Source organism: Rhodococcus sp. Z13_19A (genome assembly GCF_058133575.1).
In genome coordinates, this window is the sequence record NZ_JBYUNN010000001.1 from 1,122,685 (window position 1) to 1,134,719 (window position 12,035).

At 73.1% G+C, this 12,035-nt stretch carries 10 protein-coding genes; 4 read left to right on the forward strand and 6 right to left on the reverse strand.

Annotated features, from left to right (window positions below):
* Positions 1-29: 29 nt before the first annotated feature.
* The 5 genes from AC3YNX_RS05250 to AC3YNX_RS05270 form a co-directional block, all read right to left on the reverse strand.
* Positions 30-845 carry an ESX secretion-associated protein EspG gene (locus tag AC3YNX_RS05250; RefSeq protein WP_489994802.1) on the reverse strand — a complete coding sequence of 272 codons (816 nt, stop codon included), beginning with the start codon at positions 843-845 and terminating at the stop codon, positions 30-32.
* Positions 846-859: 14 nt separating this feature from the next.
* Positions 860-2,311 carry a PPE domain-containing protein gene (locus AC3YNX_RS05255; protein WP_489994803.1) on the reverse strand — a complete coding sequence of 484 codons (1,452 nt, stop codon included), beginning with the start codon at positions 2,309-2,311 and terminating at the stop codon, positions 860-862.
* A 57-nt stretch (positions 2,312-2,368) separates the two neighbouring features.
* Positions 2,369-2,713 (reverse strand): PE family protein, encoded by a 345-nt coding sequence (locus AC3YNX_RS05260; protein ID WP_489982348.1) that lies wholly within the window; start codon positions 2,711-2,713, stop codon positions 2,369-2,371.
* A 144-nt stretch (positions 2,714-2,857) separates the two neighbouring features.
* Positions 2,858-3,208, reverse strand: a complete 351-nt coding sequence (locus AC3YNX_RS05265) for a metallopeptidase family protein (RefSeq protein ID WP_489994804.1) — start codon at positions 3,206-3,208, stop codon at positions 2,858-2,860.
* Positions 3,209-3,211: 3 nt separating this feature from the next.
* Positions 3,212-4,240 (reverse strand): septum formation family protein, encoded by a 1,029-nt coding sequence (locus AC3YNX_RS05270; protein ID WP_489994805.1) that lies wholly within the window; start codon positions 4,238-4,240, stop codon positions 3,212-3,214.
* A gap of 39 nt (positions 4,241-4,279) precedes the next feature.
* Here AC3YNX_RS05270 and AC3YNX_RS05275 point away from each other — a divergent pair, with 39 nt between their 5' ends.
* From AC3YNX_RS05275 to AC3YNX_RS05290, 4 genes are all read left to right on the forward strand, one after another.
* On the forward strand, positions 4,280-5,662 hold the full coding sequence (locus tag AC3YNX_RS05275) for a class I adenylate-forming enzyme family protein (RefSeq protein WP_489994806.1): 1,383 nt from the start codon (positions 4,280-4,282) through the stop codon (positions 5,660-5,662).
* Positions 5,663-5,830: 168 nt separating this feature from the next.
* Positions 5,831-7,114, forward strand: a complete 1,284-nt coding sequence (locus AC3YNX_RS05280; protein WP_489994807.1) for a hypothetical protein — start codon at positions 5,831-5,833, stop codon at positions 7,112-7,114.
* Between the two features lie 43 nt (positions 7,115-7,157).
* On the forward strand, positions 7,158-8,414 hold the full coding sequence (gene serS, locus AC3YNX_RS05285) for a serine--tRNA ligase (RefSeq protein ID WP_489994808.1): 1,257 nt from the start codon (positions 7,158-7,160) through the stop codon (positions 8,412-8,414).
* Positions 8,415-8,510: 96 nt separating this feature from the next.
* Positions 8,511-10,394: a glycosyltransferase gene (locus tag AC3YNX_RS05290; protein WP_489994809.1), complete on the forward strand. Its 1,884-nt coding sequence runs from the start codon at positions 8,511-8,513 to the stop codon at positions 10,392-10,394.
* A gap of 45 nt (positions 10,395-10,439) precedes the next feature.
* Here AC3YNX_RS05290 and AC3YNX_RS05295 read toward each other — a convergent pair whose 3' ends face one another.
* The gene (locus AC3YNX_RS05295; RefSeq protein WP_489994810.1) at positions 10,440-11,975 is read right to left on the reverse strand and encodes a Rieske 2Fe-2S domain-containing protein; all 1,536 of its coding nucleotides are present in this window, start codon (positions 11,973-11,975) and stop codon (positions 10,440-10,442) included.
* Positions 11,976-12,035 lie beyond the last annotated feature (60 nt).

A 12,035-nucleotide genomic window follows, 5' to 3' on the forward strand; every position in this document is an offset into this window, starting at 1 on the left:
CCGCTACCAGCCCGTCGCAGCGGGCGCGCTCAGAGCCGCAACGCCGAGCCGGTGGACTGGGTCGCGACCGCCTGGGCCTCGCCCAGCAGCGCTGCGGTCGCCCGCACCAGGTGTGCCGGGCTGGCCGGCCGGATGGTCGACCACATGCGGTGGTCGGGCGCGGCCCGCTCGGTGGAGGTGTAGCGACCGACCTCGGTGTCCAGCACCGCGACCACGCTGGGATGGCGCCACCGACGCCCGCGGGTGGTGCACGCCGCTCCGAGCTGCGCGACCCCCACCGCCTTCGCCAGGGCTGCGGCCACTGCCGTGGCGTCGGCGTGCGCGGCGCCCAGCGCCAGCATCGCCTGCACGCCGGCGTCCACCGACCGGGCCGAGGTCTCGTAGGCGGCGGAGAGCTGGTCGGTGGGCCCGCTCACCTGGCCCGTGGCGGCGGCAGCCACCGTGGGCAGCACTTCCACCGTCGCAGCCACCATGGAGCCGGGGGTGATCGGTGTCAGCACCACCTCGTCGTCGCGGCGGACGGCGCGGACGGTGCACTCGTCCTGCCGCACCACGAGGGCACGCACCTCCTTCTCGCCGTCGCGCCAGCGAACGTCCAGCTCCTCGTCGGGACGGGCGAGCGCGTGCAGCCAGCCCTCCAGCCGTGGCTCGACGTGCGTGCCGTGCACCAGGCCGCGGTCCTGGAGCTGGGCACGTGCCCCGTCCAGCAGGGCGTGTCGCTCGGCGAAGGTGTCGCCGTGCGGACGCAGCTGCAGCACCAGCGGGAAGGCGCCCAGCGCGAGGCGCTCCCACAGCAGGTCCAGCTCGAGGGTGGAGAGGCTGCACGGTTGGCCGACCACGGCCACGGTGGCGGCCGTCCTCACTGCTGGTGGTCGGCGCCGATGACCGGGGGTGCGACCACCCGGCCGTCGGTGAAGTGATCGAGGTCCTTGAGGTAGTCCGGCACTGCGTGCTCGTCGTCGTCCTGGCCGTTGGCTCCGCGGGCGCCCGCACCGACTCCGGCCGCGGCGCCACCGCGTGCGCCCGGCTCGCTCGCGGCCCCAGCGGCAGGAACCCCCGGGCGGGCCGCGCCGGTCTCGCCGGGAGCGCCCACGGCGCTGACCCCGGAACCCACCGGGCCACGGGCACCGCCCTCGCCCAACCCAACCGGACCGAGCCGGCCGTGGGAGCCGGCGCCAGCGCTGGGCGCCTTGCCGGTGACGCTGTTGCCGACGCCGGCGTTGCCGACCTGTCCTGCTCGCCCCTGGCCCGCCGCTGTCGTGCCCGAGCCGCCGCTGAGCGCGCCGGTGGACGGAGACACGCCGGCCGCGCGGGCGCCGACGCCGAGCCCTGCGGCACCGGCGGCGGTGGCCGCGGCCCCCGCCCCGCTGCTGCCGCCGGCGGGTGCCGAGCCGGGTCCACCGGGCTGGCCGCCCGAACCGGCGCCGCCCACGCCGCTGGACCCGCCCGGGGCGGTGCCGTGACCGGGGCCCCCGCTGCCCTGCGGGCCTGTGCTGGTCCCCGGGCCGCTCCCGCCTGGCCCGTTCCCGCCTGGCCCACCGCCGCCCGGGCCGTGGCCACCACCGGCGGGAGGAGAATCGCCCACCCCGGCGGGGTGGGTCTGCGGGGACGGCTCGAAGTGGTGGATGCCGGGGCTGGGGGAGCCGGGCTGGCCGGGTGCGCTGCCTGAACCGGGCGAGGCGGGGGACAGCGGCGGGAAGTAGCCCGGGGCACGCCCGTACCCCTGGCCCGGGTCGACCGGAGCGGGAGGCGCGGTCACCGGAACCACGCCGGCGGTCAGCCGAGGAGCTGGCTGCAGCGGCACGGTGGTGGCGGTGGAGCTGGTCGCGGCGTCGTACCGGTTCATGGCGGCGACCGCCTCGGCCTGCTGCGTCGCCGCCTTGGCCTCGGCCACCTCACCGGGCGTGGGCACCCCCGTCATCAGTCCGACGGCGCGGTCGATGAGGTTGTCCCGGACCGACTGGGTGGCCACCACCTCCGGCATGGAGGGCATGGCGGCGCGGGTGGCCAGGAAGGTGGTGCTGTGGCGCGCGGTCTGGGCGCCCAGCTTGTGGGCCATGGCGTCGGCCGCGGTGGCCCAGTCGGCAAACGGGCTCAGCGCGCTGCGGGCCTCCTCGGCTGCGGGGCCCTCCCACCCGCCCATGGCCACCTTCATGGCGCTGTGGAAGTCCTCGTCCGCCTGGGTGAGCGCAGCACTGAGCGCGCGCCAGGCGGTGGCCGCTTCGACCGCCGACGAGGGGCCGGCGCCACCGTTGATGTCGCCGACGAGCTGCACGGTGGGCCGGGACGCCCAGTTGATTCCGGTGGTCATGGTGGCTGTTGCTCCCGAGGGTGCGAGGGGTGACGGACTGGTGGTCGACTCAGTCCGTCAGGAGGACGGGATCGACTGCAGCACGTCGTGCTGCTCGTACTGCTGGGCACTGGTGCGGCACGCCTGGGCCGCGGCGCGCAGCTCCTGCACGCTCGTGGTGATCTCCCGGACGGCGGCGCGCCCCTGGCTGCTGAAGCCGGCAGCTGCCTGGCGGGAGACCTCCTCGGCGCCGGCGGGCGCCACCTGGAGCTGGTGTCCGTGGGCCTTGACTGCCTGCTCGAGGTTGTCGGCGATGGCGTCGAAGCGCTGGGCGGTGGTCAGCAGCTGGTCTGGCTGGACCATGAGCGGCACGGTGGGTCCGATCGGGGCAGCGCTGCCGCCGCCGTCGTGCAACATGGGCATGGTGTTCCTTCCCGAAGTGGCCGCCTGACCCTAACAAGGACGCACCCCACTGGCCGGTGGTTCCACAGAGAACAACATTGCCCTGAACGACCTGCGTACCAGCAGGTTTGGTCACACAGGGTGGCCAGTGGGCCCGGGCGGAGGTCAGCCCCAGCCGAGCTCGTGCAGCCGACCCTCGGAGATGCCGAAGTGGTGGGCGATCTCGTGCACCACGGTCACCAGGACCTCCTCGACCACCTCGGCCTCGTCCGCGCACACGTCCAGCAGTGCCTGCTGGTAGATGGTGATGGTGTCGGGCAGCATCCCGGAGTACTGGGTGTCGCGCTCGGTGAGGGCCACTCCCTGGTAGAGCCCCAGCAGGGTCGGCTCCTCGTCGTTGCGGTCCTCAACCAGCACCACCACGTTGTCCATCGCGTTGGCCAGCGCGGCGGGGATCTGGTCGAGCGCGTCGGACACCAGCTCCTCGAACCGCTCGGACGACATGGTCACCGGCACGGCTCAGCCGCCCTGGATCGTGGCGTCCGGCACGGGCGGGGCGACCGCCGGGGCAGGCGGCGGGGAGGCGGCTGGTGCAGGGGAGGCCGGCGCCGTCGCAGACCCCAGCAGCGGGGCAAACCCCCCGGCGGGCAGCCGGGCGCCCACCAGGCAGCTGACCGACCGGCTGCCGGCGGCCCAGCTCTCTGGGCGCAGGTTGGTCCAGAACACCGTCAACCCTCGCGCGGAGGCAGCCTCGGGGCCACCCAGCGCGGCGGCCGCCGCGGTGCGGCACGCCTCGTCGAGGAAGGCGTCCTGCTCGGCCACCGCAGGGAAGGCGCCGGGAAACCGGCCCGCGAGGTGCAGCACCGCCACCACCTCCGAGGCGTGCGGCTGCCGGCAGTCCACCGGGTCCGACGGCAGCCCCGCCGCGGAGATGTCCGCGCAGGAGCCGACCGGGGCCACGTCGGACTGGTCCAGCTCGGACACCCGGCCCACGATGGGGAACTGCTCACCCTGGCTGCCGACGTGCTGCAGGCCGCAGCGGACGCTGCGCTCGCCGCTGTCCCAGGCCAGCTCGCCCGGGTCGATCAGACCGACGGTGAACAGCCCGTACGGGTCGAAGCGACCGCCGAGGTAGCTGGTGACGGCGGGCACGCACAGGGTGTCCCGCAGGTGGGTGAAGGTGTCAGCGCCCGGCAGCGGCGCGGTGGCCGCGAGCTCCAGCTCCGGGCGGGTGCTCAGGTCGAGGACGGCGGCCACCTCGAAGCGGTGCGGTGTGGCGCAGTCGACCACGGAGAGGTCGCTGACGGTGGGTGCGGTCCAGGTGAGGCAGTCGCCGGGCTGGCTCGCGGTGAAGACCTGCTCGGCCGCGGTGGCCGTGGTGGTGGGCACGGCTGTGGTGTCCACCCTGGTCTGGGCGGTGGTCCCTCCGCTCGAGGTGGCGGCCAGCAGCACGGCCACCCCGCCCAGCAGCAGGGCGGCCACCAGGACGAGGGCGACGGCGCGACGCAGCGACACGGTGGCGACGAAGGGGTTCAGGCGAGCAGGCATCGCTCCCATGATGCCGGGTGCACACGAGGCCGACGCAGGGTGACCGGACAGTGGGTCGCCGCGGCGTGGGGGAGGATCGTCGCCGTGCACACCATGATCACCGCCGAGCAGGCCGAGCTCGCCCAGTCCCGGGTGGCAGGTGCGCTGCAGCACCTGCGGCGGGGCGACCGGGTGGCCCTGGTGGTGCCGCCGGGAACGGACCTGGTCACGGCGGTGGCCGGGGCCCTGCGGGTGGGAGTGGTGCCCGTGGTGCTGGACCCCGGCACGCCCGCGGCCGAGCTGGCCGACCTGCTGGCCGACGCCGACGCGGCCCTGGTGGTGGACTCCGCCGAGAAGCTGGACGAGCTGCACGCCGGCGACCCTGCCCCGCTGGCCGAGGTGCCGCTGGGACGACCGATGCACTACACCTCCGGCACCACCGGCCGCCGCAAGGGCGTCTGGTCGGGGGTGCTCGCGGTGGAGACCGCGCGGCGGCTGTGGGGCGAGGAGCGCGAGCTCTGGGGCTTCGGCCCGGACGACCTGCACGTGGTGGTCTCGCCGCTGTACCACTCTGCCCCGCTCCGGTTCGCCATCGGCACGCTGCTGGCCGGTGGATCAGTCCTGGTGCCCGGACGCTTCGACCCCGAGCGCTTCCTGGCTCTGGCCGTCGAGCACCGTCCGACCACCCTGTTCACGGCGCCGGCCCAGCTGCAGCGGCTGCGCGAGCTCGACGATCCCCGCACCGCCGAGGTGCTCGGGCGGCTGCGGCTGCTGGCCCACGCCGGTGCGCCGTGTCCGGACGTGGTCAAGCGCTGGGTGCTCGACCACGCCGACCACAAGGCGGTGTGGGAGTTCTACGGCTCCACCGAGGGCCAGTTCACCGCCTGCTCCGCCGCGGACTGGGAGCGCCATCCCAACACCGTGGGCAAGGCCCGCCCCGGCCGCACCCTGTCCACCGACCCGGACGGCACCATCTGGTGCACCGTGCCTGAGCACGGCTACTTCGAGTACTGGCGGGCGCCGGACAAGACGGCCCAGACGTGGCGAAACGCCCCGCAGGGCAGGGCCTTCAGCGTCGGTGACCTGGGCCGGCTGGACGAGGAGGGCTACCTCTACCTGGACGGGCGCCGGGACGACCTGGTGATCACCGGTGGGGTGAACGTCTACCCGTTGGAGGTGGAGCGGGTGCTCGAGCAGTGCCCGGCGGTGCACGAGATCGCGGTGTACGGGGTGGACGACGAGCGGTGGGGCCAGCGCGTCGAGGCCGCCGTGGTGCTGCGCCCCGGCGTCGACACGTCCGAGCCGATCGCCGCGTTCGCTCGGGAGCACCTGACCGCCGCGCAGCGACCGAAGGCGCTGCACGTCCGAGACGCTCTGCCCCGCACCAGCACGGGGAAGGTGCTCCGCGGGGAGCTGCGCGCAGGCGGTTCGCAGCGGTCCTGACGAGCACCTGGGCAGCACTGGTGCGGCACCGCGCCGGCCTGTGCGCACTGCCTCGCCATGGCAATCGACCAGGTGCTGTCCGGGTCCACCCGCGGACACCGGCTCGGCACGCGCTGGGCATCGCGCCCCGCGTGGCTCCTCCAACCCGCGGCGAGGCACCATGGCCGGGTGACGAGGACCGGTAGCCGCGCGAGGCTGCGGCGGTTGGTTCCCGCGATCGGGGTCAGCGGCAGCCAGTTCGCCCTCGCTGGCACCGGCTACATCACCTTGGTGCTGGCCGGTCGCAGCCTGGACGCGGCGGACTTTGCGGCCATCACCTCCTTCTACCTGCTCCTCAACGTGGTGGGGCGCGGGCTGTGCTCGGCCTCCGAGCTGGAGCTGACCCGGTCGGTGGCACACGCCCTGCTGCGGGGACTGGGACTCGGAGGTGTCTGTCGTGCCGCTATCCGGCACACGGCGGTGCTGCTCGGCCTGGCGCTGGTGGCGCTGGCGGCTGCGGTGCCGCTGCTGAACCGGGTCTTCGTGGCGGACCCGCTGCTCACCGCGCTGCTCGTGCTCAGCCTGCCTGGCATGGCCGGGGCCCACGTCCTCCGCGGACCGCTCGCCGGCAGCCGCCGGTACGGGCCCTATGCCGCAACCTTCGTGGTGGAGGCAGCGGTGGTGCTGGGGTTTGGTGTGGTGCTCCTGGGGCTGGGCGAGACCAACGTGCTCTGGTGGGCGGTGGGCATGGCTGGCGCTCCGCTGGTGGCCACGGCAGTGGTCGGCTGGCCGCTGCGCCACGCGGCAGTCCGGGCGCTACGCAGCGGAGGACCCGCCGACAGCGACCTGCGGGACCTGGTCGCCGGGGTGGGGATCCTCGCCGGCGTGCAGGCGGTGTGGAACTTGCCGCCGGTGTTGGTGGCGGCGGGTACTGCCCATGACCCGGCCGTTGCCGCAGGGTTCGGCGCGGTGGCCCTGGTGCTCCGCGTCCCCGCGATGCTGTTCCCCGCGATGCAGGCGCTGGTGCTGCCGCTGCTCGGAGCTCGGGAGCCGATATCCGCCCGACCCGGGTTGCGTGCGCAGGTGCTGGTGGGGGCCGGGCTCGTCGGGGTGCTGTGGATGGTGGCGGCCACCGGGCTCACCCCGCTGGCCGTGCGGCTGACCTTCGGCTCGCTCGCGCTGCCGGGCGTCGGGGTGCTGGCGATGCTGGCGGCAGCCGCGCTGGTGGGCGCCGCCGCGCAGCTGGCGCAGACCAAGCTGGTGGCCGACCGCAGGCAGGGGCGGGCCGCTCTGGTGTGCGTTCTCGCCGTGCTGAGCCTGCTGCTGGTGACCTTGCTGCCCGGGGTCAGCCCCCCGAGCGCAGCCGCGGGTCTGCTGGTGGCGCTGAGCGTGCTGCTGGCGGGGTCGACCACGGTGCTCGTGCTCAGCCAGCGCGGTCGGCGACCGTCCCCGGTGGGCGTCGGGCAAGCCTGACGCGCGTGGCTGACGGGTTTGCCGCGCCCGTAGGCTTCGGGTCGTGATCGACCTCAAGCTGCTGCGGGAAGACCCCGACCTCGTCCGCCAGTCCCAGCGTGCGCGGGGGGAGGATCCCGGGCTCGTGGACGCGCTGCTCGAGGCCGACGCGGCCCGACGCGCCGCGGTGCTGGCCGCGGACAACCTGCGTGCCGAGCAGAAGGCGCTGGGCAAGCGAGTTGGCCAGGCCAGCCCCGAGGACCGTCCGGCGCTGCTGCAGGGCTCCCAGGAGCTCAGCGCCAAGGTCAAGGCGGCCGAGGCGGAGCAGACCGAGGCCAACGCCGCGCTGGAGGCGGCCCACCGCGCCATCTCCAACGTGGTGCAGGAGGGCGCGCCCGCTGGTGGCGAGGACGACTACGTGGTGCTCGAGCACGTGGGTGAGCTTCCGCAGATCGAGGACCCCAAGGACCACCTTGAGCTGGGCGAGTCACTCGGGCTGATCGACATGGAGCGCGGGGCCAAGGTCTCTGGCGCCCGCTTCTACTTCCTCACCGGCATGGGCGCCATGCTCCAGCTGGGACTGCTGCAGCTGGCCGCGCAGCGGGCCACCGCCGCGGGTTTCACCATGATGATCCCGCCGGTGCTGGTGCGCCCCGAGATCATGTCCGGCACCGGCTTCCTCGGCTCGCACGCCGCGGAGGTCTACCGCCTGGCCGAGGACGACCTCTACCTGGTGGGCACCTCCGAGGTGCCGCTGGCGGGGTACCACTCCGCGGAGATCCTCGACCTGGCCGAGCCCAAGCGCTACACCGGCTGGTCCACCTGCTTCCGCCGCGAGGCGGGCAGCTACGGCAAGGACACCCGCGGGATCATCCGCGTCCACCAGTTCGACAAGGTGGAGATGTTCTCCTACTGCCGCCCGGAGGAGGCCACGGCCGAGCACCAGCGGCTGCTCGGCTGGGAGAAGGAGATGCTCGCCGCCGTGGAGGTGCCCTACCGGGTGATCGACGTGGCCGCCGGCGACCTCGGCTCCAGCGCCGCCCGCAAGTTCGACTGCGAGGCGTGGGTGCCCAGCCAGCAGACCTACCGCGAGCTGACGTCCACCTCCAACTGCACCACCTTCCAGGCACGCCGGCTCAACACCCGCTACCGCGACGCGGACGGAAAGACCCAGGTGGCAGCCACTCTCAACGGCACGCTGGCCACCACTCGGTGGCTGGTGGCGATCCTGGAGAACCACCAGCAGCCCGACGGATCAGTGCGGGTTCCGGTTGCGCTGCAACCCTTCGTGGGCGCCGAAGTGTTACGTCCGCCTCGCTGACACTAGCGTCTGTTAGGTCGGCTCACGTCCGTTGGCGGTTACGCTGGGCGCAGAGCTTGGCCATGCCCACACGTCGGCGGGGGAGATCTCACGAGGATGGTCTTGAACCAGGAGTCCGGCACTTCCCTGCTCGGCGGCGAGTCCAACCCGGCCGTCCAGCCAGGCCAGACCGCCACCAGGATGGTGGCCCAGCGCTGCCCGTTCCTGGGGCCGTCCACAGTGGTGGCCGAGGCGCTGTACGCCGACACCGTCAGCGGTCGCGCGCGCCGCGCCCGCCAGGAGATCCGGCTCGAGCCGGAAACCGTGGTCAGCCTGAACACCTACTTCGGCCGCTTCCCGGCCAGCTACTGGCAGCGCTGGACCCCGGTGACCGAGGTTCGCCTGACTGCCTGGGCGAGCGGGGCCGGCCGCGTGTCGGTGCTCGCCTCGGACATGGACGGCGACCCGCGCACCGTGGCCACCATCGACGTGGTCGAGGACGGGCCGCTGGAGGTGCTGCTGGCCATCGACCGCTTCGTGGACGGCGGTGCGCTGTGGGCCGAGCTGAGCACCGGCCCCGACGTGCTGGTGGTGCGCGACATGCAGTGGGAGGTCGTCCCTCCGCGCCCGGTGCGCCGGGCCGCAGTGGTGATCTGCACGCACAACCGCCCCGACGACTGCGTGAACATCCTCGAGGCGCTCGCCGGGGACGCCGAGGCGGACGCCTGGACCGAGGGCGTCTACGTGGTGGACCAGGGCACCGACAAGGTGGTCGACAACCCGCGCTTCGCCGCAGCCGCAGCAGCACTGGACGAGCGCCTCACGTACCTGCAGCAGCCGAACCTGGGCGGGGCGGGCGGGTTCACCCGCGGCATGTACGAGGTGGCGGGCAAGGGCGGCGCCGAGCACGCCAACGTGATCTTCATGGACGACGACGTGCGCTGCGAGCCCGACGTGGTGGTCCGGCTGAACGCCTTCGCCTGCTGCACCGTGGAGCCCACCATCGTGGGCGCGCAGATGCTGCACCTGCTGCACCCGCACCGGCTGCACATCGGCGCCGAGCACGCGGACTTCGAGGCGGTTCGGGCGGGCATCGCCAGCCAGCACTCGCCGGTGAACTCCGACATGACCCTGCACAACCAGGACCGCCGCGTCGACGGCACGTACAACGGCTGGTGGACCTGCCTGATCCCCGCCGAGGTGGTCGCGGCCATCGGCTACCCGCTGCCGGTCTTCATCCAGTGGGACGACATCGAGTACGGCTACCGGGCGCGCGCGGCCGGCTTCGCCACGGTGAACCTGCCTGGAGCGGGCCTGTGGCACGTGGACTTCTCCTGGAAGGACCGCGACGAGTGGCCGCGCTACTTCCACGTGCGCAACGCCCTGATCGGCGCGGCGCTGCACACCGGCTTCGACCGCAAGCGCGCGGTGCAGAACCTCTGGCGTGAGATCAGCCAGGACGTGCTGGGCATGCAGTACGGGCTGGCGCTCACCCGAATCCGCGGCATGGAGGACTTCCTGCGCGGACCGCAGGTGCTCGCCGACGGAGGCGCCGCTGCGCTGGCGGCGGTGCGACGCGAGCGTGCGCTGTTCGACGAGACGCGCCGCCAGCCGGCCGCGCAGCTGGACGGGCTGCGGGCAGCCGACGTCAGCATCGCGGAGCTGCCGCCAGAGCCGAGCCGGGAGAACCTCACCTTCGCCCGCCGGATCGTGGACCAGGTGCGGGGACGCTCGATCGCCAGCCCCGCGGGGGTGCCGGCGCGCGACGCCCACTGGTGGCACGTGGCGCGCTTCGAGACCGCGGTGGTCACCGATGCCTCGCAGGAGGGGGTCCACGTCCGCAGGCAGGACCCCGTCGCCCGGCGCGACCTGCTGGCCCGGCTGACCCGGGTCTGCTACCAGCTGTACCGGGAGGGACCCGACGTCGCCCAGCGCTACCGCGACGCCCTGCCCGAGCTGACCAGCCGGGAGAACTGGCAGCGGCTGTTCAGCGGCTCGTGATCGGCCCGCCCCGGGCGCGGTGACACCCGGGCCGAACCGCGGGGGTCAGTCGACCTTGCTGGTGCGCAGCTGGTGGCCCTTGCTGGTCAGGCAGCGCCCGCTCGGCAGGTCGAAGTCCCAGCCGTGCAGCTGGCAGGTGAGGGTGTTGCCCTCGATCACGCCGAAGCGGGACAGGTCGGCCTTGAGGTGCGGGCAGCGCTTCTGCACGCGCCAGCCGTCCATGACGATCTCCGCGCTGTCGTCGTGCTGCTCGGCGAACCAGCCGTCGGCGTAGCTGATGCGCTCCGGCGTCAGGCACTTGAAGAAGGTGTAGAGGAACTCGTTGTAGCCACCCACGCGCCAGGCCCGGAAGCGGGTGGACAGGAAGATGCTGTTCACCCAGTCGGTCTCGCCGTCGCGGAGCACGGTGCGCACCAGCTCCGGCGGGATGGCGAAGCCGTAGCGGGCCTTCTCGTCGGTCAGCGCCCGGACCTCGCGGGCCGGGAAGTCGATCACCACCGACTCCGGGCCCATCTCCAGCACCACCGGTCCGCCGATGCCGGCACAGATGGCGTCGGCCTGGGCCAGCAGCGGCTCGAACAGCTCCTTGAGCGGGCCGAGCAGCGGCTCTCCCTCCGCGGGGGCCCAGCGGGCCTTCTCCGCCTCGATCACCGGGCGCTGGCGCTGCGCGAACGCCTCGATGTAGGCGGCCTTGTCGGTGAAGATCGCCGCGACCTCGTCGTCGGACACCGGGTGCTTGAGCGACGGGGTGGCCGAGCCGGAGAAGTCTGCGACGGAGCCGGGGATCATCAGCAGACCCTGGTCCTGGCCGTTGGCCCGCATCTGCTCCAGGAACACCGTCTGGTCGGGGAAGATGTTGGACGGGTCGCCGTGGTCGTCGTTGAGGTAGCGCAGCTCGTCGTCCAGGAACGCCGGCGGTCCGGCGGAGGGAATGACCCAGGTGGCGCCCACCTGCTCGACGTAGCGGCGGGACCGGTCCATCCCGCGCTGGCGCTTCTGGGTGCCGAAGGCGACCTTGGCGCGCTCGGGCAGGTCGTAGACCATCGGGTACCAGATGGCGCCGGAGAACTGCAGCGCGTGCACGTCCACGCGGCCGAACTCGGCGCGCACCATGTCCAGGTCGACCGGGCGCGCGTCGTTCATGTTGAAGAAGACCGTCTCGCCGTCGTCGAGCACCAGGCCCGAGTCGCCGATGGGGCCGTCCGCCGGCGAGCGCAGCGCGATGATCATCAGGTCCAGCCCAGGCACCGAGTGCTTGACCGAGTCGGTGGTCTCCAGGAACTTGTGGAAGCCCAGCGCCTCGAACTCCTTGCGCAGGTCGTCCACCGGGAAGTCCGGCAGCAGCACCGTGGCGTCCTTGTTGACGTGGCGCGCCAGGTTCTCCCGGTCGAAGTGGTCACGGTGCAGGTGAGAGACGTAGAGGTAGTCGCAGGCACCCAGGCTGTCCCAGTCGAGCTGGGTGTTGTCCGGAAAGGGGAACCAGGAGGCGAAGTACGCGGGATTGACCCACGGGTCGCACAGCACGGAACCGGCCTTGGTCTGGATGCGAAAGCCGGCGTGTCCGACACTGGTGACCTGCACGGGTACGTCCTCCTCGAGATGGGGTCTGCAGCCACCAGGCTATGCGGCCACCGGGTGTGA